A 20,341-nucleotide genomic window follows, 5' to 3' on the forward strand; every position below is an offset into this window, starting at 1 on the left:
CACCGTGACCTATCCGCTCGATTACCGGCACGGCTTATACCGGCTTGGAGAGCTCAAAGAGGTTGTTCAGCAGTGGAATGACCTTGCCTTTTCCCATCCCCTGTCTACTTTTAACCGGGGTGAACAGAGTGAAGGGGAGCCACGAGCCCAATCTCTTGAGGCAGAAGATCTGCTCTTTTTTGATACGGAGACCACAGGTTTGGGCAGCGGCACAGGCAACACCATATTTTTGCTGGGCTATGCCCGGCTGAAACGGGATCATGTGCACATCACCCAGTTTTTCTTGCCCGGCCCCTCTCATGAGGCAGCGTTTTACCATGGATTTTTGCAGGATGTCCGTGACTTAAAAAATTTGGTCACCTATAACGGCAAAGCGTTTGACTGGCCGCAGGTTAAAACCAGGCACACCTTTGTCAGGGAACGGGTGCCCAAGCTGCCCCGCTTTGGGCACTTTGACCTGCTGCATGCAGCCCGGCGGCTGTGGAAACAAGAACTGCACTCCTGCCGCCTGGCAGTGATTGAAGAACACAAACTGTCCATCCGGCGCGAGAGAGACACGGCTGGTTATTTAGCTCCCATGTTGTACTTTGACTACCTGCAAGACCCCTGTCCCGAAACGATCAAAGGCGTTTTTCGCCATAACGAATGGGATGTTTTGTCTTTGATCAGCTTATATATTCATCTATCCTCCCTTGTCTTGGGACGGCAAACTTCTACAGCAGAGGAAAAAGTTGAATTGGGCCGCTGGCTGGAACAGCTAGGGCAAGAGGAAGCGGCCCAAAACTGCTATGAAGAACTGCTGGCGTCACTTTCTGCCGACCATCACCTCTATGTGCCCGTTGCCCATCAACTGGCCAGTTTATACAAAAAACGGGGGAATTATGAGAAAGCTTTAGTGCTGTGGGAATCTCTCCCCGTTGACAACCATCCATACGGCCTGGAAATATTGATTGAATGCGCCAAACTGTACGAACATAAGCTGCAGGATGTTGAGAAAGCCTTGTTTTATGCCCGTCAGGCTTATGCCCGCTGGAAACAACACAAGCGCTTGCCCGGCCACGCTCCCCGCCAGGCCGAAGCCAATTTAGTGAAGCGCATTAACCGTTTGGAGAAGAAGATGAAAGGCAAGCAAGCCTGTGATATAGATGAGGGGCCCACCTTGTTTTCCTATGCGGAGTTTTAGACACAGCTGGCACAGCAAGATGAATGTTCTGTCCCGCTTCAAGAGCGGCAGTTAGAACTAGTTAGAGGAGGATGTAAATGGAACATATTTTAAGAAAATTACAGCCTGTGCTTGGTATCAATCGTCCGCTGCAAGGATGGGGCCTGATATCATCCTGCGAAAGAAAACGGCTAACATCAACTTACGTCAAAAAATGCTTTAAATATTACCGTTTTAAACGTAAAATGATAGTAAAAAATATGAGGTGAAACGGATGGATGAAAAGATCATTTTACAAGCGATAAGGGAGTTATCTGAGCAGATCAAAAACACCAATGCACGGCTAGACCGTATCGAGGAACGACTAGACCGCATTGAGGAACGGCTGGACCGCGTTGAGGAACGACTAGACCGCATTGAGGAACGGCTGACCCAAATTGAAGTCACTCAGGAAAAGATGAAGGATAGCATCGACTTGCTTGCTGAAAAACAGTGGGCGTTTGAGAATGATGTTTACCGATTAAAGAAGACACTCAATTTGAAGTAATCTTGGTATAGCTCCGCCTTTTAAGACTCTCTTTGCTAAACATCTCTCATTCTTTGCTGCCAAAAAACCGGTCCTGAATGGCCAACAGCCCCGGCGCTCCCCCTGTATGCCAAAAGAGTACTTTCTCATTGGGGCTGATTTTTCCTTTTTTAATGTAATCGATCAAAGCCGCCATCGCTTTGCCGGTGTAGACATGATCAAGAATAATCGCTTCCAGGCGGGCCAGTGTCGTGATAGCTTCCTGCGCTTCTGCCGTCAGCTTGCCGTAACCGGGGCCGATATAGGCATCATCAAGCAGTAACTCCTTCGCTTTCCAGGCCGGTTCACATTCATAGAGACAACGCTTGATTCTGTCGGCAATATCAGGTACGGGCAGCCAGGGGCTGATTCCCAAGATGCGTGTTGTCTCGTACCGTCCGGCCCGTTCATTGGCCAGAAACAGACCGGCAAAGGTCCCGCCGCTTCCGGCGGTCACCACAATCCAGTCAAAATCATGATCGCCCAATTCCTGATAAGCATCCACATAGCCTAAAGCGCCCAAACCGTTGGAGCCCCCGATAGGAATTAAATAGGGTCTGTGTCCCTCTTGGACAAGGGACTGATAAGCCTCTTCCAGCGCAGCCTCCATCTCTTCCGCCGTACGGGCTCCGCTGAAACGGACCTCTGCTCCCAGCAGTTCATTAAAAAACAGATTAGCTTGCCGGCGGCCCGGATCACGTCCAGCCAGCACCAGCACCGGTTTTAAGCCCACCTGCACGGCGACAGCAGCTGTCGCTTTGGCGTGGTTAGACTGCGGTCCTCCTGTGGTGAGCACGGTGTCGGCCCCTTGAGCCAAGGCATCGGCCATAATATACTGCAGCTTGCGGATTTTATTTCCTCCCGTCACGATGGACCCGGTCAAATCATCCCGCTTGATCCAGATTTCCACTCCCAGCACTTCACTTAACCGCTCCAGGCGATGGAGGGGTGTTGGGCAGTGGCTTAAAGCCAAAGGCTTGATCATTTGACGGACCTCCTGTGCACATGTTGGCCAGCCACATGCTGGTTTACTGGTGAAAAGCATTACATTTTTGATGATACAGTGCCTGGTCGTCCTGCGCAATAACAGTTCCAAGTGGTCATAACTAGAGAATGAACACAAATGGAAAGGACACGCTTAAGATGGCCAGACACCCCAATCCCGAGCGTACGATTGATACCGATCCCCAAAAACTAAAGAGACTGGCTAACAAACTTTCCCTTCACTTTTGGGGAAAGCCATGCCAGATTCCTGTCACCTGGAACGGCCGCCTGACAAAAACCATGGGCCGCTTCCTGTACACCGAACAAAACGGGCAGCGGACACCGCTTAAAATTGAAATCAGCAAGTACGCTGCCCACTGGATCGACAGGGAGATTTTTGTGGCCGTTTTGCTGCATGAGTTATGCCATTACCATTTGTTTATTGAAGGACGGCCCTATCATGACCACCATCCTGTTTTTGAACAGGAGTTAAGACGTGTAGGAGCGATCTCCACCCAGCGCGTTCAGCTGCCCCAAAAAGCATACAAACTGTATTGCCAACGCTGCGGAGGATACCTCGGCTTACGCCGGAGGATTAATGTTGGCCATTACCGCAGTATATGCTGCCGGGCTCCTATTCTAAAAGCAGAAACCTGGCTGGGTGAGTTTCGCTATGACGGACACATCTTGAAAAACAGCAAAGTTCGTCTGCCGGAGTGATATTTTCGTTGATCATCTCCAATACTATAAGATACACATGCTTGGAAGGCAAAAAGGAGATGATCCCTGTTGACCTTATTGATAATCGTGTTGATTGTGACCGGCCTGGCTGTCCTAGCTGTGGCCTATGTCGCGGGACAGCATGTTTACTTGCGGCGGCAGTTTCAAAAAAAGGCGCAGGCAGACCAGCGCTTGTTCCAGCGGGTCAGACACAATCTGAACGAACGCCTTTCGGTTCAGGAAGCGGAACAACGCTTTAAACTTGAGCCCCACACCGAGGTGCTCCGTTTTATCCAAGGAAACACAGATTTTCCCCTCACCCAAAATGACCGCTTGCGCATTCTGAATAACGGGGAAGCGTTGTTTCCCGCTCTGTTTGAGGAAATAGACAAAGCACAGCATCATGTACATATTCTTTTTTACACGGTTCAGGATGATCATATCTCTAATCAATTGTTTGAGAAACTGGAGCAAAAAGTACAGGAAGGGGTTGAGATCCGCCTCCTGGTTGACGGGGTGGGCAGCCATACCCTGATTGGGGGGGAAAGGTTTAAGGCGTTGCAAAAGCAAGGCATCCAGTGCGGGGTGTTTGCCCCTCCCCGGCTGCGCTTTTTGCCGTACATGCACTTCCGCAATCACCGCAAGATTGTGGTGATTGATGGCAAGGTAGCCTTTACGGGGGGATTGAATGTAGGGGATGAGTATTTACACCGGGATCCCAACACAGGCTTTTGGCGGGATGTTCACGTGTTAATCGAAGGGGAAAGTGTACTGCTCATGCAGCGTATTTTTGCCACAGACTGGTACTACACCACTGGAGAGATGTTGGAGGAAAACGATCAGTATTTCCCCACCTTTACCCGTCAGGAAACCCATCAGCGGGATCAACAAACCATCCTGGCCCAGGTCGTACCCAGCGGACCGGATATGACCCGTCCCATAGCCAAGGACAGTTATCTTATCGCCATCCACAAGGCCAAAAAGCGGATTTGGCTGGGCACCCCTTACTTTGTCCCCGATCAGGAGATCATCGAGGCTCTGAACGCGGCCAGGAAAAGAGGGGTCGAAGTGAAACTGATCGTGCCTAAACGGACAGACAACCCTTTCGTCCACTATGCCTCCTTCCACTTTCATAAACAATTGCTGCCGGCCGGTGTAGAAATCTATCTGTACCACAAAGGCTTTTACCACGCCAAAATGGCTTTGGTGGACGATTATATTGCCAATATCGGCAGTGTCAACCTGGACAGGCGCAGCTTTCATTTTGACTTTGAAGCAGGGTTATTTATCTACGACCGTCACGTATACCGCCAAGTAGAGGCGATCTTTAAGCAAGATTTGCAGGACTGCCGGCAGCTGAAAGCGGAACAACTGTTTCAGCAGCCATGGTGGATCAGGACAGCGACACAGTTGTCATTGTTAATGGCACCTTGGCTCTAAAACACAACTGCCCGAAAGGAGCCAGACATTAAGAAACGGCTTTCTCCTGGACAGACCAGGAAAAAGCCGTTCTCCTTTTAGGCTTTCAGTGTCACTGTAAAGCGAATGTCCCCTACTTGATTGCCGTTAAGGGACAAATGATAGGCCCAGTGCAGTTCCCCGCAACGGTCTTCTCGACAGTGGTTTAAGTTGGTTGAGTTCTCGGAGCCCAGGGGCAAGGTTGTGCCCAACGGTTGAAACCGATAAGCCGTCGTATGGGTCTCCATGTTCAACGCCCCATAGGGTGTGTGATAGATCCCTTGTGTGGTACTGTTAAGCCGGTATTCATGGTTCATGCGGACCGCGCCATGACGGATGACCGTAACTCTATCCTGCTCAATCTTCAACGTGTTGTCTATGGGGCCGTCTTCTGTTTGCTCCCTAAACTTGAGATAGTATATTTCTCCTTTGCGGTACAAGGTTCCCTTTAAGTGCTGGATCTCTTCATCCACCGGTTGGCCGTGTTCAAACCTCTGGGCATGAATATGCAGCTTGACAGGTTGTTTTTCAACCGTTGGACTCATCTGATCACCTGACCTGCAAGAGTTGGGGACGCATCTTGATCAAGAAAATGACAATCAACAGGCTGATGATCATTTCCGGCAGTAAGTAAGACAAGTTATACAAAGCAGAATAGATGGCGACAGGCATCCCTTCCGGGGCATAGGCCCCAAACCAAACCACCCCGGAGACAAAATGGCTCAAGAAACGCAACCCTGAGGCCAGCACAATCCCCGTTGTGGCCAGGCCTATCATTTTTCCTGGTGTGTGGGCCTTATTAAGGGCGAACAGTCCTGCTGTTCCCAACAGGGCAAAAGCCAAGGGGTAATCCAGCACCAACTGCACGGGATGAACCACGTAACCACCCACCAACGCTTTGATCAGCCCCACAACGAGCCCGGCGGTCAAACCAGCGGCCACTCCCCGGCGCAAAGCCAAGACAAAGATAGGCACCATTACCAGTGAAATGGAGCCCCCATAGGCCCATAACGCCCCTAATTTTATAAAACTGAAGACATAAGCCACAGCAGCCATCATCGCCGTTTCGATCAAAACAAGCAGGCGTTGCCGTTCCATCATGCTTCCCTCCATGTAAAGTTTGACAATAATAAAAACCACTCCCGGAGGAGTGGCAGAAACAGAAATGTATCCTTAATCAGATTGTCCCAGGATCCGTTGTGCCAATTGTGGCCAGTTCGACAACCTGAAAGACCACTTCTGTTCCACTTTCCTCCGCTAGCATGACCTAGATCAGGTTCAAAGGGTTGGGGCCGCCGCCCCTCTCAGCCCGCCTCTGGGCACCCCTAGTGGAACACGGTCAACATCTATGGGATGTTTGCCTCTATTATAACATAAGAATGAGTGGCAAATATGATTAATCCCTAGTACAAACATATTTTTTTAACCTGTTACCTTTAAAGGCATTATGGCAACCCATTATTTTACCCAGCCCAACAGCATCTCCCGCACCAGCTTGGCAGCCACAATTTGCGTTTTCTCCGTTGGATCATACACGGGTGCCACCTCCACCAGGTCCGCCCCCACGATCTCAACATCCGCTTTGGCCAAAAGATGGATCGCTTCCAACAGTTCAGCCGAGCTGATGCCTCCCGCTTCGGCTGTGCCTGTGCCAGGGGCAAAAGCAGGATCAAGGACGTCAATATCAATGGTCACGTAAACCTTTTTACCGGCCAGTGAGGGTAACGCTTTTTTTAACGGCTGGGCCACTTCAAAGGGGTAAAAATGCATACCGGACTCACGCCCATACTTAAACTCTTCTCTGGTTCCCGAGCGGATGCCGAACGAATAGACCCGCTCCGGCCCCAACAGCTGGCATGCTTTCTTAATGGGCGTCGCGTGAGAGAGCGGTTCTCCTTCGTACTCCTCCCGCAAATCGGCATGGGCATCAATATGGATGAGATAAACATCCTCAAACCGGCGCTTGACTTCTTGAATGATGGGCCAAGTGACCAGGTGCTCACCCCCAAGGCCCAAAGGAAATTTGCCATCGGCCAGCACCTTGCGCACAAATTCTGCAATCAGTTTTAAGCTGCGGCCCGGATTGCCGAAGGGCAGTGGAATATCTCCCGCATCAAAATAACGGACTTCTTCAAGATGACGGTCCAAATAGGGGCTGTACTCTTCCAGCCCAATGGACACTTCCCTAATGCGGGCCGGTCCAAACCGGGATCCCGGCCGGAAGCTGACTGTGAAATCCATGGGCATGCCATAGATCACCGCCTCGCTTTCCTCATAATGGGGATGGCTGGCGATGAACACCTGCCCCGAATAGGCTTCATCAAAACGCATAGCAACCTCCTCCATTTCCTGCTGTGGCTCTTTGAGGACCTTTTTCAATACCAGCAGCTTAAACTGGCGCACCAATATGAAAGCTTACTCAGTCAAATCTTTAACAAATTTAGGCAAGGCGAACGCCGCTTTATGCACTTCCGGCGTGTAATACCTTGTCTCAAATGCCAACTGCTCAGGCAAACTGGCCTTGAGAGGGTCATGTTGTTTGGAACCGATGGTAAAGGTCCACAAACCGCTGGGATAGGTGGGAATGTTACAGGTATACAAGCGCGTAATGGGGAAGATTTCCTTCACATCGGCAAACACCTTGCGGATTAAGTCTCCGTGAAACCAAGGATTGTCTGTCTGGGCGACGAACAAGCCCTCATCCGTTAAGGCCTCAAAAATACCTCGGTAAAATCCCCTTTCAAATAACTTGGTTGCCGGGCCAACCGGCTCGGTGGAATCAACGAGGATCACGTCATATTCGTTGCGATGCTGGTGGATGTGCATAAATCCGTCATCCACCAGCACCTCAACCCGGGGGTTATCCAGTTCTCCAGCAATGTTGGGCAGAAACTTTTTAGAGTACTCAATCACTTGCCCGTCTATCTCAACCAAAACAGTTTTTTCGACACTCGGGTGTTTCAATACCTCACGGATGGTTCCCCCGTCCCCTCCTCCTACAACCAGCACTTTTTTGGGCCGGGGATGGGTGAAGAGCGGCACGTGGCTCATCATTTCATGGTAAACAAATTCGTCTTTATCGGTTGTCATCACCATCCCGTCTAATACGAGCATGGTGCCAAACTCTTCCGTCTCTATCACATCAAGTTTTTGATATTTCGTCTGTTCACTGTGCAAGGTTTGCTTCACTTTGGTCGTAATGCCGTGTGCTTTAGTCTGCAGTTCAGTAAACCACAATTCCATTCGATGTTCACCCCTTGCATTTTTGCTCTGAAGCTAACAAGCCAATTATAGCCAACCTTATTAAAAATGCAAGTATATTTCAGTATAAAACCGTTTGATCTTCCCCATACTGTTAGCAGCAACTTTTACATTTAAATGCTGCAACAAAGGGGGGTTTTGAAAGATGGAAGTGATCCATGAATCATGGTTGATCCGTTTTCTGAAATGGCTGACCAGGGTGCTCCTGTTTACATTTATGATGACCTTGTGTTTATCTTCTATTCTGCTGTTTAGTTTGTTATATTTGCGCTCACAGCCCTTACCCCCGTTCCAGATGCAGGAAACAACAGTCATTTACTCTGCCGACGGAGACATCATTGACCACATTCATGAAGGTCAAAACCGGACGTTCATTCCCATTGAGGAACTGCCCCCCTACTTGCTGCAAGCCTTTATTGCAGTGGAAGATCAACGCTTCTATCAACACTTTGGCTTTGACCTCAAACGCATCGCAGGGGCCATTGTGGCCAATATCCGCAACCGTTCCTATGTGGAAGGAGCCAGTACCATCACCCAGCAGCTGGCCCGCAATTTGTACCTGGACCACAGCAAAACATGGGAACGAAAGTTAAAAGAGGCCTTGTACACCATTCAGTTGGAACTGCATCTGTCTAAAACAGACATTTTGGAACACTATTTAAACCAAATCTATTTTGGGCATTCCGCCTACGGAGTAGAAGCGGCGGCCAATCTGTATTTCGGCAAGTCAGCCAGGGAATTGACTCTGGCTGAAAGCGCCCTGTTGGCCGGCATTCCCAAGGGGCCGCGTTATTATTCTCCTTTGCTAAACTACGCTAATGCCAAGTCACGGCAAGAGCTGATATTGCACCTGATGGAGGAACAGGGCTATATCACGGCAGCCGAACGGGAGGAAGCGCTGGCTGCACCGCTCACCCTTATCTCCCCCGAAAAACACCGCCAGGATGCCAACCTGGCCCCCTACTTCCGGGATTTCGTCCGCCAGCAGACCCTGGAGCGTTATGGCATCACTGAAGACGTCTTTGACCATGGCGGGTTGCGTATCTACACCACCCTTGATGCCGATATGCAGCGTTTGGCCGAAAACTTGTTGGAGAGGCATTTGCCCGCTGACCGGCCTTTGCAAGGGGCTCTCTTAGCGATTGACCCTCGCACCGGGTACATTAAGGCCATGGTGGGAGGGCGGAATTATGGCCAGTCCCAGTTTAACCGGGTGCTGGCTGAACGCCAGCCCGGGTCCTCCATCAAACCTTTTTTGTATTATATGGCGTTGGAACACGGCTTTACACCAGTCACGCTGATGAAAAGCGAACCGACCACCTTCACCTACGACAACGGACGGGCCACCTATACTCCCCGCAATTTCAATGACCGTTATGCCAATGACTATATCACGCTGGAACAAGCCATTGCCCGTTCGGATAACATCTATGCCGTGAAGACGATTATGCATGTGGGTGAAGAAAACTTCGTCCACACCTTGCACCAATTCGGTTTTGAACGCACTTTTCAACCCCTGCCCTCCCTGGCTTTGGGGGCTCAAAACGTCACCTTGCTGGAAATGGTCAAAGGCTATTCGGCTTTTGCCAATCAGGGTGTGCAGGCCGAACCACTGGCCATTACCCGCATTGAAGACCGGAACGGCAACGTCCTGGTTGAGGAACACCCCCGCCTTGAGTCCATCCTGGAACCCAACAACACCTTCATTCTTAACCGCATGTTGGAGCACGTCTTTGCAGAAGGGGGAACGGCTTACCGGGTCGCTTCCGTTTTAAACCGGCCCGCAGCAGGGAAAACGGGCTCCACCGACACCGATGCCTGGATGATCGGTTTTACGCCCCAACTGGCAGCGGGTGTCTGGGTGGGATACGATCAAAACCGCCTGATCAACCACAATAATGACGGACGCCTGGCGGCCACCATTTGGGCTCACTTTCTGGAAGGAGCCTTGGCCGGTCAGCCCCCTGCCTTATTTCCGGTTCCGGACGGGGTCGTCGGCGCCTATATTAATCCGGAAAACGGGTTGCTCGCCACTGAGCACTGTCCGGTCAAACGGTTGTTGTATTTTAAGAAAGGAACAGAACCAGTAGAGATCTGTACGGAGCACTTGCCCCATGAAGATACTGTCCCTGAGGCGGTCCAAGTGGATGAAGCTGCTTCCTTCTGGCAGCACTTAAAACAATGGTGGACAAAGCCAAACGGCCATGAACTTCCCCAATCTTAACTATGCGGTATCCCCTCATCCACGCCAAAAGGCAGGAGGGAGCCTCCTGCCTTTTGACTGTCCTAATCCATTTATGTTACCGACTTCAATTTCATTTTACTCCTGTTTACAGAAAGCGGTATCCTTTGCCACCAAAATGTCACAAAACGTTCACAGTTAACCCGGCAATCGTCAATCACGACTGGCGCAGGGCACGCAGTTCATCAATAAAGTCCAGCGCCTTATGTATCTCTTCCTCAGTGTAGTTTTGCTTACTTTTCACTTTTTGTACTTTGCTGATCAACTCTGCTGTGGGCAAATGATCAAAGTAAAGCAAAGTGGAAACCAGCTCCAGGAAACGGGAACTCTCCCCGTTCAGCTTGCGTATAAAAGGCTCCAGTCCCTTAATCTCGGTTGGATAAAGCCGCAGAAATTCCTCTCCCTTTTCACTCAGCCGGTATGTATACTGGGTATAGCCGTTTTTGTGTTCCTTCTTTTCACTGATAAACCCCAGATGATGGAGTTCTTCGATTTTGAGGCTTAACTCTTCAGAGTAGGGACCATAGAAATGAAAGTTGAACCGCTCGCCAAAGTCAAAGTTGAATTTCTTGGAGATATACACGATTTTCTGCAATTTCTTGCGGCCGCTGATCTCCCCTGCCTGCTCGAGCAAACACATGAGTTTGGCATGTTCTTTTAACACCGCATGTCCCCCTTTATCTTACTCCGCTCTTCTCTGCATCCCTGAGGGCCTGTTTAATTTTGGCCACTACAGCTGGGTATGTCTTTTCTTTTTCCTCCAGCAAATCTTGGGCAAAATAAATTTTATGGTCGGTTTGAGCCTTCCCTGAGATTGATTGGACAATATGGGAGGCTTGCGACAATTCCCTTAATTCCCCGTCTGGCATGAGCAGGTGGATCGGCAAGCGCTCCCCTTCTTCCCCGGGACGGTAGTAATCATAAGGCAGATCAGATGAGGACTCAAATTCCAAATAGTAATCAGGGTCAATACCGGCTTGCTTAAATAACTGCTCCAGTTCCAAAGACAGACGCATGTGGCTGGAGGGGTTAAATCCCACATATTTAAACAGCCGTCTATTTATAAATCTATCACACAAATCGGCCAGGATGCCATCCTTTTCTTCCTGCCACATTTGAAAATAATAGAGGATGGTGCTTTCATCCAGGCGCAAATAGTCCTTAAGCTCTATCTTTCCTGCCAAAAATCCTTCCAGCAGACGGGGCGGACAGGCAAAACGGTAACCTTGCTCATACAGATCTTTAACCCGTTTGAAAATTTTACGCAAAATCACATCCGCACTGCGTGTCACCGGGTGGAAATAAACTTGCCAGTACATCTGATACCTGGACATAATATAATCTTCGACGGCATGCATGCCGCTGTATTTGATCACCGCATACTCCTCATGAGGCCGCATGACGCGCAAAATGCGTTCCAAATCGAAATTGCCGTAATTGACCCCTGTATAGTAGGCATCCCTCAACAAGTAGTCCATGCGGTCTGCATCGATCTGGCTGGAGATCAGGCTGACCACCAGTTTATTTTCATAGGTCTTGGCGATCACTTCATTCACCTTATGGGGAAAGTCAGCGGACACCTGCTTCAAAACCTGATTGATTTGGGTCTCCCCCAGCAAGATCTTGCGGGTCCATTCCTCATGATCTGTATCAAATACTTTTTCAAAGCTATGGGAAAAAGGCCCGTGTCCCACATCATGCAACAGGGCGGCACACAAACAAAGCAAGCGGTCTTCCTCGCTCCAGTCGGGCATTTCAGAGGACCAAGTCGGACGGCTCATAAATTTTTCCAATATCCGGCGCATCACCTCGTAGACACCCAGCGAGTGATTAAAGCGGCTGTGTTCTGCACCGTGAAAGGTGACATAGCTGGTTCCCAATTGGCGAATGCGCCGCAACCGCTGGAATTCGGTGGTGTTGATCAGGTCCCAGATTAATTTGTCGTACACATGCACGTAACGGTGGACAGGGTCTTTAAACACTTTTTCTTCATCCAGTTTTTGGGTCAGTCTATGGCTCACCATGGTGCCCCTTTCCTGCATAACCTTAACTTGTCTTAATTTTATTTTAAACAAACCCAGGATAGATTAAAATGGCTTTAACGGCAAGGAGTTTGGTGTTCCATTGTGTGTCCTCAAGCGTGGTGCTATAATATAAGAAAAATTTGTTACATTCTATTCCGCTGGGAAGGAGCAGGTTGACGTGAGCGGCCCTTTTTGGCAGCCTCTTTTGGAATTACAGTTGTTGAGACAAATCCAGCCAAAAAGAGAAGCCCCAACAATGACAGGGGGTGTCCACTCTATCAATTTCCATGCCCATTTTGCCCGTGTGTTTGAGCAGTATCTTCAAGAGCAGTCATCCTCCTTGCCCATGGCTGCCCGTGTTCAGCCAGTTGTCCATCAGTCAGCGCCTGGGGTCCCTTTGTTACACGCTGGCTACACGGGTAACACAGGTGAGTGGCTCAACTATTCCAAAAACGCTTTTCAGTCCAAGGCCCGGCCTGGGCGGGCAGCGGAGGTGTATGCCCTCCAGGTTCCGGACAAGCCTGTACCTTTGACTCAGCCCCTGCAACGGTTAAGAAAAGGGGCGGATGCCTTTGCCAGTATCATTGAACGGGCAGCTGACCGTTATCAGGTTGATCCTTTATTGATTGCCGCGGTGATCCACCGTGAGTCCAACTTTAACCCCCGGGCTAAAAGCCGGGCCGGGGCCATGGGCTTGATGCAGCTGATGCCTGGCACCGCCCGGGAGTTGGGGGTGCAAGATGCTTATAACCCAACCCAAAACATTGACGGCGGTGTCCGTTACTTGCGCCGCCTGCTGGACCGCTACAACGGGGATCTCCGCCTAGCCCTTGCGGCATATAATGCCGGCCCCGGCAATGTGGACAAATACGGCGGCATCCCTCCTTTTAAGGAAACGGAAAATTATGTGCACAATGTGCTTCAAACTTACCAGCAGTTAAAACAGTCTGTGTAAATGGCTGACGGGCATGAGGCTGCACTCAATCTGGTTTTTCTGGATGCTTGCGGGACTTGAGGTATTGCAGGATAAGGCGGTCCAGTTCCTGACTGAGTTTGAGCACCTCTTCATGGGTCAAACAACCTTGAGGGTTGGCTGCCTGGTTTAGCTTTTCGCGCAATTTTTCAATTTGTTCCAACAAGCTCATAGGCTGTTCCCTTCATTCCTATTCCGTTTGCTCGACGGCTCACCGGTCCGCGTCTTGCGCTGTTCTGATTAGGAACATTATACCATAAGTGCAAAACAAAAACGTAGTAATTGGCTGCACATATGGTAAATAATGCTAAACTCTGAGGCAGAAACAGATGAAGCCAAGGAAATACACAGCAAAAACTGGCTAATATACTACCACATGACGACTGGTGATGACCGTGAACACATTAGCTGAAAATATACGTTACTATCGCGAACAACACGGCTGGACCCAGAAAGAACTGGCCCAAAAGATTAACATTTCCCGCTCAGTACTTTCTAAATGGGAAAATGGCCAGTTGATCCCTGATTTGCAAGCAGTGATCCAATTGAGTGAATTGTTTGAAGTAAGCATTGATTTTCTGGTGGGTAAAGTCCGCCCCCCTCAGCAATTATTGCGTGAAATGAAAGAACGATACCAATTAGCAGATGAAGAGGTAGACAAGGAACTGGTGGACATTATCCGTTATTTGACCACCCACAAAGAACTGAAATCAGTTTTGTTTCAGCTGGCCCACTTAAAAGGCCCCAAGCGCAAAGCAGTGGAAGATATCCTCAAAGTGGTGCTAGACAAGTTGCAACAGATCTAAGCAGGGGGACAGCTGCTCTGAGTCCCTTATATTCCTAAAAGGGGCTAATAGTCCCCTATCAAAATGACTCGGCAAAGAGCTGCAAGAGAGACTGTGTGCCAGTCTCACTTTTTCTTTATTCCTTTAATGTGACTTGTGCTATACTACTATTGGTGCGTTTTAAACCGTAAGCACATCTTATATTGTCAGCATACACCTTGGAGGAATCACAATGTCCCACATCCACGAGCGCCATTCTCAGCTGAAACATCCTATTGAAGCTTGGTGCGACTGGTTGGTGCACCATCCCCGCTTTACTTCCGCTATTATTGTGCTCATTGTGATTAATGCCATTGTAGTGGGAATGGAAACTTATCCCGGCATCTACCAGCCGTACCAGGATTGGTTTTATCTCATCGACCGCATGATTTTATGGATTTTTACGGCTGAGATTATCCTAAAGTTGGTGGCCACAAGACCGAGGTATCATTTTTTTAAAGACAGTTGGAATGTCTTTGATTTCCTGATTGTGGCCAGCGGGCACCTGTTTGTCGGGGCCCAATTTGTAACTGTTTTACGTGTCCTGCGTGTGTTGCGCCTGTTGCGCGCCGTGACGGTTATCCCTTCCCTGCGCCGGCTGGTTAGTGCCCTTTTATATACCATCCCGTCTTTGGGCAACATCATGTTATTGATGGGGTTAATTTTTTATATTTTTGGCGTTATGGGCACCTTTTTGTTCCGGGACGTGGCGCCTGAGTATTTCGGTTCGTTGCATCTTTCTCTCATCACCCTTTTCCAGGTGGTCACCCTGGAGTCTTGGGCCAGCGGGATAATGCGCCCCATTATGGCTGAAGTGTTCTGGTCCTGGATCTACTTTGTTGCCTTTATCTTGGTTGGTACATTCGTTATTTTCAACCTTTTTGTCGGGGTCATTGTCAGCAATGTGGAGCGGGCTGAAACGGAAGATGCAGAGCAGGAGGAAGGGCAGCGGGAAGAGCGGCAAGGCCTGTTTGAAGGGGACGGAAGTTCCGTTTCAGCCGAAGAGATAGCCAAATTGCGCCAGGAGATAAAGGAGCTCCGCCAGCTGCTTAAAGAGTTAAAGGACCACCACTCCCAATCTTCCACTTGAACCAACCATGTCCTGAGTCTCTCTTGAAGGCTTATTTTATGCCTCTAAGCCAAAGTTAAATCGAGCATATGTTCCTGTTATATGGGAACTTATGTTCTTAATGCAATAAAAAAAGACCTAGTAAAATATTCCCGTGAAGAAAAAAGCGGCCCGCTTAGGAGCCACATACACTTACTAGCAGAAGTTATGGAGCAGCATGGTGAAGACTTGTCCTCCAGAGTTGATCCATCACCAGGTCATCCAAGCTTTTAAATTCATAGCCCTGTGCCCGCAAATCATCGATCACCTGGGGCAAAGCTTCTGCATTGTCCCTAGAAACGGTATGCAAAAGCAAAACTGCTCCGGGATGGATCTGATCCATAATATTGTCGTAAGCATAGCGCCACCCCCGTTGTCTGTCAATTTGCCAATCGACAAAGGCGAGGGACCAGAACACGTTGCGATAGCCCAGCTTTTGGGAAAGGGCGAGGGTGCGTTCACTAAAGATCCCCCGGGGCGGGCGGAGGTAGTTCATCCCCTTAACTCCCGTGATCCGTTCAAATTCTTGCTCCACACGGACCAGCTCTTTGATCAGCCGGTCATCGCTGACCTGGGTCATATCTGGATGGGACCAGCTGTGGTTGCCCACAATATGCCCTTCTTTCACCATGCGTTTGACTAAGTCAGGCTGATCTTTCAAATAGTGGCCAGTGACAAAAAAGGCAGCTGGCACCTGCTTTTCTTTCAGCACATCCAGAATGCGTTGTGTATATCCATTTTCGTATCCGTTATCAAAAGTCAGATAAATCTCCCGCTTGGAAGTATCGCCCAAGTAAAAGGCATCATACTTCGCTAAAAGCCGGTCCCATTCTTGACCTGCTGAAGGCGGCTGGTGATCTGTGCTTTTCTTTAACCCCCAGTGAATCGGTTTGTTGGACCAGCTTGCTGCGACCGAAACATGGGCAGAGACCAACTGGGAAACAAGCATGAGGCCAAACAGTGCCAAGATGATCTTTGTCCTGTGGTTCAAGGTCAAGACTCCTTCCTGTGAGATTCTTCCCCCGCGTGTGTCAACTCAAATTTAGTTTGTTAAAGAGACAAGACAAACATACATGAAGAAAAAAGGCAGTCCCGCCGGACCGCCTCTAATCAGCGATAGAATCTAAAGCCTGTTCAAGATCAGCAAGCAATTCTTCCGTCTCTTCAATTCCCACAGACAAACGGATCAAACCCATGGTGATCCCCAGCTTTTGCTGCTTTTCGGGGGTTAAAGCGCGATGCGATGTTTTAAGGGGATGAGAAAGGGAAGATTGAACGCCAGCTAAAGAAGGGGCAAAGGGAATGAGGGTGAGGGCGCGCATGAAGCGGTTAACGGTATCCGGATCATCATCAATGACAAACGAGAGCATCCCCCCAAACAAACCGTTTCCCTGCCGTTTGGCCAGCTGATGCTGGGGATGGGAGGGAAGTCCAGGATAGTAGACCTTTTTAACCCGCGGATGGCGCTCCAAATACCTGGCAATGGCCAGGGCATTGGCACTGTGCTGCTTCACACGCAAGTGCAAGGTTTTCAGGCCCCGTGCCGCCAGCCAGCTTTCAAAGGGACTCAGATTAAGTCCGTAATGAACCACGATCTCCCGGGCCCGCCTGCCATCCGGCTCTGTTTGGGCCACCACCACCCCGGCCGTCACATCACTGTGTCCCGACAAATACTTGGTCACACTGTGAATCACCATGTCTGCTCCCAATGTTAAAGGGCGGGTTAAAACAGGGGTCGCAAAAGTATTGTCCACCACCAGTTTCAGTCCCAAGCGCCGGCATTGGGAGGCCAGTTGCTGGATATCTTGCACATTGAGAAACGGATTCGTCATCGTTTCAGTTAAAAGCATTTTGGTTTTCTCTGTTACATACGGAGATACGTCATCCATGTCCTCCAGCGGCACGTAAGTGACCCCAATCCCCAAGCGCCTCAACTCCCGCGACAGTAGAACGCTTGATCCGCCGTAAATCTCTTCGGCACAAAGCAGGTGGTCTCCACTTTCACAGTATGTCAGCACGGCCGTCAAAATAGCGGACATGCCTGAAGACGTGACGACGGCGCCAGCACCTTGTTCCAACGCTTTGACCGCAGCGGCCAGCTCATCAGAGTTGGGATTGGCAAAACGTGTGTACATATAGGCTGTGGACGGTTGTTCAAAATAGGCTTCCAACTCGTTCAAATCCTCAAAGGTAAACACAGACGTTTGATAGATCGGCGTTGTTTTGGGCTTGATTGCCATGGGGTTTCTCTCCTTCAGGGGCTCTTGGTGAAATTTTTCTCCATTATATCAGAGAGAAACAGTTGGTGGTATCCTCATGTCGGCCAAGGTTTAGCGCCAGACGGAAGCGGCCATGCGGATATAGGTGTGCCGCCTGCCGCGAATGGCAATGGAATAAGCCATAATATTTTCCGGCAGGGCGATACCAGTCAAACCGGCATCCCCAATATGGTGAATGTCAGCCCCGGCCATTTTGTTGTTAAGGGCGATGCGGCGAATGGTATCTGGGTCAGCCCCTTCCTGGCTGGTACCGATAGCCAGTAAACTTAAGGCCCCCAAACGGTGAATCAGCGCCACCCGCTTTAAGGTCTCCTCAACTGTGATGCCAGGTACGGTGCCGGGGGCAGGGAGCAGAATCACGTCTGCTCCCGCTGCCACAAAAGCCTGGATATCCTCGTCGCTGACAATGGCGCGGCCGCTTTCTCCCGCTACACCGGCGCCATGCATTTTGCCGGCGATGATCAGACTTTCCTCGCCCAACGTTTGACGCGCCTTTTGGATGGTTGAGGTGATGGCCCGGTTGGTGACGCCTGTTTTGGGGTTACCTGTCAAACAGACAAAATCAAAGCCAAGCGCTTTGACTCTGGCTAATGTGTCGGTGCTGGCCAAGCGACCCGGGGGCAATTCATCCAGTGTTTCCTGGGCCTGAGCGGCGGGATCCACAGGCTCCAGATTAACCCCCACCGGCCGGCCGATCCATTGCTTTAAGGTGTGTACTACCTTGCTTTGATCATCCACACTTAAGCCTGCGACCTGGGGATGATAGACATCAAACAGATTGAGCAGAATCAGATCGGCTCCAAAGGCAGCTGCCAGCTCCGCCTGGGAGACTTGAGGATAGACTGGCACACCTGTTGCGAACACTTCCGCCAGGATCACCCGTCCTTCAGAAGCCTGGATAGCTTGTTTTAACTGCTGGCCATTCATCTTGGCAAAATCAGAAGCCCGGCAATCCAGCAAACGTTTCATCCACTGTCACTCCTTTTCAGCTGCGATTGCGCTTACATTTTTTCGTAAAGTTACTGCTGCTTTCTCATGGCATCAGCGATAAATTCCACATCTGTGCCAATGATCACTTGCAAGCTGTTGCCGCCTGGCTTAATGACGCCTTTCGCTCCGAGACGCTGTAAAGCTGCCTCATCCACCTTGGACATGTCCTTGACTTTTAAGCGCAAGCGGGTAATGCAATTATCGATCGTCTCCAGATTGTCTTTTCCACCTAAGGCCTGGGTATACTTTTGGGCCAAGTCCTCGAATCGACCCCTTTGCTTTGCTTCATCCTGTGGCTGTTCAGGATTAGCATTGGCGAGTGTATCATCCTCTTCCCGACCCGGGGTTTTCAAATCAAGTTTGGTAATCAGGGTGTAGAACAGGACAAAGTAGATGGCCGCATAAACCAGGCCAATCACAATCAACCGGCCCGGGTTGGTGGCAATGCCAAAGTTGAGCAAATAATCGATGGCGCCAGCGGAAAAGCCGAATCCGTGACGCACATCCAACATAAAAGCAACAACCAGGGCTGTACCCGTTAGTGACATACTCCCACCACCTACGCTAACGCTTAGAGGTGGGGGCTTCTCGGGTAATCCCATCTCATGATGGGAAGTTGACCGAGCGATCCCCGTGTGTCCCACGGTTCAGTTGGCTAGACGGCCAACAAGCGTAAGCCTTCCTGCAAAATATTCTTGGCGGCATTGATGTCCCGGTCATGATGTGTACCACACGATGGACACGTCCATTCCCTCAAGCCGAGGTTTTTTACTTCCCGATAGCGATAGCCGCAGCCAGGAGTGGAACACAACTGGCTGGAAGGGAATGTTTTGTCCACCACCACAATGGTTCGTCCGTACCATTTGGCCTTGTATTCCAGCATGGTGCGAAACATGGACCACGACACATCAGCGATGCTTTTGGCTAAACGATGATTTTTCTGCATGTTCTGCACAGATAAGTCCTCAAGGCAGATCACTTGGTTTTCGTGAATAAGCCTTGTGGACAGTTTGTGCAGAAAATCCTTGCGACAATTGGCCACCTTTTCATGCAAACGGGCCATTTTAAGACGGGCCTTGTGCCAGTTGGAACCGCCCTTTTTCCGGCGGGAAAGTTTCCGTTGCCAGCGAATGAGTTGAGCTTCATACTTTTTCAAATACTTGGGATTGGGAATGACTTCCCCTGTGGAAAGGGTTGCAAAATCTTTGACACCGAGATCAACGCCTACCTTGCTGTCACAGGCAGGCAACGGTTGAATCTCTGTTTCCACCAGCACCGACACAAAGTATTTGCCCGATGGATTTTTCCGAATGGTGGCGGAAAGGATACGCCCTTCCACTTCACGGGACTTGGCNTTATTGTTTTTAGAGGTATAGGATTGTACCGGGTTTTTACGGCTTTTAAACTGGGGGTAGCCTTTCTTTTCCCGGAAGAACCGTTTGAATGCATCATCCAAGTGTCGCAACGCTGTTTGCAATGCCGTGGCATCCGGTTCCTTCATCCATTCAAGCTCCTTTTTGAGTTGTGTGAGCATGGATGAACAAGCGTTGTACCCTAACGTTTTCCTTTCAGCCTCATACACTTCCTTTCGTTTGGCCAAGAAGTGATTGAACACATAGCGACAACACCCAAATGTTTTATGGATCAGAGTTTGTTGTTTTTGATTGGGATACAGGCGAAATCGATACGCTTTCTGCATAGATTTTCCCTCCTGGTTTTAATATACCATTTCTGTTTCAGAAGGAAAACAT

21 protein-coding genes, 1 pseudogene and 1 riboswitch are annotated in these 20,341 nt (G+C 49.8%); of the genes and pseudogenes, 9 read left to right on the top strand and 13 right to left on the bottom strand.

The genetic code is table 11. The features are described 5' to 3' along the window. Positions 1 to 4 precede the first annotated feature (4 nt). From IEW48_RS08720 to IEW48_RS08730, 3 genes are all read left to right on the top strand, one after another. On the top strand, positions 5 to 1,183 hold the full coding sequence (locus IEW48_RS08720) for a ribonuclease H-like domain-containing protein (protein WP_188623473.1): 1,179 nt from the start codon (positions 5 to 7) through the stop codon (positions 1,181 to 1,183). A 77-nt stretch (positions 1,184 to 1,260) separates the two neighbouring features. Then, a complete protein-coding gene (locus IEW48_RS08725; RefSeq protein WP_007504608.1) occupies positions 1,261 to 1,431 on the top strand; it encodes a hypothetical protein in 171 nt (56 codons plus the stop codon). 5 nt (positions 1,432 to 1,436) lie between these two features. Then, entirely contained in the window at positions 1,437 to 1,709 is a 273-nt protein-coding gene (locus tag IEW48_RS08730; RefSeq protein ID WP_188623474.1) for a hypothetical protein, read from the top strand. A 46-nt stretch (positions 1,710 to 1,755) separates the two neighbouring features. Here IEW48_RS08730 and IEW48_RS08735 read toward each other — a convergent pair whose 3' ends face one another. Beyond that, entirely contained in the window at positions 1,756 to 2,712 is a 957-nt protein-coding gene (locus tag IEW48_RS08735) for a 1-aminocyclopropane-1-carboxylate deaminase/D-cysteine desulfhydrase (RefSeq protein WP_188623475.1), read from the bottom strand. A gap of 158 nt (positions 2,713 to 2,870) precedes the next feature. Here IEW48_RS08735 and IEW48_RS08740 point away from each other — a divergent pair, with 158 nt between their 5' ends. After that, complete coding sequence (locus IEW48_RS08740; RefSeq protein ID WP_188623476.1) at positions 2,871 to 3,431, top strand: SprT-like domain-containing protein; 561 nt, start codon at positions 2,871 to 2,873, stop codon at positions 3,429 to 3,431. Positions 3,432 to 3,500: 69 nt separating this feature from the next. Next, on the top strand, positions 3,501 to 4,871 hold the full coding sequence (cls, locus tag IEW48_RS08745) for a cardiolipin synthase (protein ID WP_188623477.1): 1,371 nt from the start codon (positions 3,501 to 3,503) through the stop codon (positions 4,869 to 4,871). Between the two features lie 77 nt (positions 4,872 to 4,948). On the opposite strand, the gene IEW48_RS08750 is transcribed toward cls, so the two are convergent. From IEW48_RS08750 to speE, 4 genes are all read right to left on the bottom strand, one after another. Further along, entirely contained in the window at positions 4,949 to 5,434 is a 486-nt protein-coding gene (locus tag IEW48_RS08750; protein ID WP_188623478.1) for a YwiB family protein, read from the bottom strand. Between the two features lie 4 nt (positions 5,435 to 5,438). After that, positions 5,439 to 5,987: an energy-coupled thiamine transporter ThiT gene (gene thiT, locus IEW48_RS08755; protein WP_188623479.1), complete on the bottom strand. Its 549-nt coding sequence runs from the start codon at positions 5,985 to 5,987 to the stop codon at positions 5,439 to 5,441. A gap of 134 nt (positions 5,988 to 6,121) precedes the next feature. Further along, positions 6,122 to 6,226, bottom strand: a riboswitch (TPP riboswitch). 121 nt (positions 6,227 to 6,347) lie between these two features. Beyond that, positions 6,348 to 7,220 (bottom strand): agmatinase, encoded by an 873-nt coding sequence (gene speB, locus IEW48_RS08760; protein WP_007502940.1) that lies wholly within the window; start codon positions 7,218 to 7,220, stop codon positions 6,348 to 6,350. 84 nt (positions 7,221 to 7,304) lie between these two features. Next, positions 7,305 to 8,132: a polyamine aminopropyltransferase gene (gene speE, locus IEW48_RS08765; RefSeq protein ID WP_188623480.1), complete on the bottom strand. Its 828-nt coding sequence runs from the start codon at positions 8,130 to 8,132 to the stop codon at positions 7,305 to 7,307. 163 nt (positions 8,133 to 8,295) lie between these two features. Between speE and IEW48_RS08770 the strand changes: the two genes are divergently transcribed. Further along, positions 8,296 to 10,374 carry a transglycosylase domain-containing protein gene (locus IEW48_RS08770; RefSeq protein WP_188623481.1) on the top strand — a complete coding sequence of 693 codons (2,079 nt, stop codon included), beginning with the start codon at positions 8,296 to 8,298 and terminating at the stop codon, positions 10,372 to 10,374. Positions 10,375 to 10,549: 175 nt separating this feature from the next. Here IEW48_RS08770 and IEW48_RS08775 read toward each other — a convergent pair whose 3' ends face one another. Both IEW48_RS08775 and IEW48_RS08780 read right to left on the bottom strand, forming a co-directional pair. Continuing rightward, positions 10,550 to 11,056, bottom strand: coding sequence for a YwgA family protein (locus tag IEW48_RS08775; RefSeq protein WP_188623482.1), 507 nt, complete (start codon positions 11,054 to 11,056; stop codon positions 10,550 to 10,552). 13 nt (positions 11,057 to 11,069) lie between these two features. Continuing rightward, a complete protein-coding gene (locus tag IEW48_RS08780) occupies positions 11,070 to 12,416 on the bottom strand; it encodes an HD domain-containing protein (RefSeq protein ID WP_188623483.1) in 1,347 nt (448 codons plus the stop codon). Positions 12,417 to 12,594: 178 nt separating this feature from the next. Here IEW48_RS08780 and IEW48_RS08785 point away from each other — a divergent pair, with 178 nt between their 5' ends. After that, on the top strand, positions 12,595 to 13,371 hold the full coding sequence (locus IEW48_RS08785) for a lytic transglycosylase domain-containing protein (protein ID WP_229704000.1): 777 nt from the start codon (positions 12,595 to 12,597) through the stop codon (positions 13,369 to 13,371). Between the two features lie 25 nt (positions 13,372 to 13,396). On the opposite strand, the gene IEW48_RS08790 is transcribed toward IEW48_RS08785, so the two are convergent. Continuing rightward, positions 13,397 to 13,561: an aspartyl-phosphate phosphatase Spo0E family protein gene (locus IEW48_RS08790; protein WP_229704001.1), complete on the bottom strand. Its 165-nt coding sequence runs from the start codon at positions 13,559 to 13,561 to the stop codon at positions 13,397 to 13,399. Positions 13,562 to 13,784: 223 nt separating this feature from the next. Here IEW48_RS08790 and IEW48_RS08795 point away from each other — a divergent pair, with 223 nt between their 5' ends. Then, positions 13,785 to 14,195, top strand: coding sequence for a helix-turn-helix domain-containing protein (locus IEW48_RS08795; protein ID WP_188623484.1), 411 nt, complete (start codon positions 13,785 to 13,787; stop codon positions 14,193 to 14,195). Between the two features lie 211 nt (positions 14,196 to 14,406). After that, complete coding sequence (locus IEW48_RS08800) at positions 14,407 to 15,303, top strand: ion transporter (protein ID WP_188623485.1); 897 nt, start codon at positions 14,407 to 14,409, stop codon at positions 15,301 to 15,303. 184 nt (positions 15,304 to 15,487) lie between these two features. On the opposite strand, the gene pdaA is transcribed toward IEW48_RS08800, so the two are convergent. The 5 genes and pseudogenes from pdaA to tnpB form a co-directional block, all read right to left on the bottom strand. Continuing rightward, positions 15,488 to 16,270, bottom strand: a complete 783-nt coding sequence (gene pdaA / locus IEW48_RS08805) for a delta-lactam-biosynthetic de-N-acetylase (RefSeq protein WP_188623511.1) — start codon at positions 16,268 to 16,270, stop codon at positions 15,488 to 15,490. A 157-nt stretch (positions 16,271 to 16,427) separates the two neighbouring features. Beyond that, a complete protein-coding gene (locus IEW48_RS08810; RefSeq protein ID WP_188623486.1) occupies positions 16,428 to 17,561 on the bottom strand; it encodes a trans-sulfuration enzyme family protein in 1,134 nt (377 codons plus the stop codon). Between the two features lie 90 nt (positions 17,562 to 17,651). Then, on the bottom strand, positions 17,652 to 18,569 hold the full coding sequence (locus IEW48_RS08815) for a DUF7916 family protein (RefSeq protein ID WP_188623487.1): 918 nt from the start codon (positions 18,567 to 18,569) through the stop codon (positions 17,652 to 17,654). 50 nt (positions 18,570 to 18,619) lie between these two features. Continuing rightward, a pseudogene (locus IEW48_RS08820) lies at positions 18,620 to 19,132 on the bottom strand (glucose PTS transporter subunit EIIB); the annotation flags it as partial. Positions 19,133 to 19,245: 113 nt separating this feature from the next. Beyond that, on the bottom strand, positions 19,246 to 20,289 hold the full coding sequence (gene tnpB, locus IEW48_RS08825; protein ID WP_188623488.1) for an IS200/IS605 family element RNA-guided endonuclease TnpB: 1,044 nt from the start codon (positions 20,287 to 20,289) through the stop codon (positions 19,246 to 19,248). Positions 20,290 to 20,341 lie beyond the last annotated feature (52 nt).

This window comes from Caldalkalibacillus thermarum (assembly GCF_014644735.1).
In the GTDB taxonomy this organism is placed as follows: Bacteria; Bacillota; Bacilli; order Caldalkalibacillales; family Caldalkalibacillaceae; genus Caldalkalibacillus; species Caldalkalibacillus thermarum.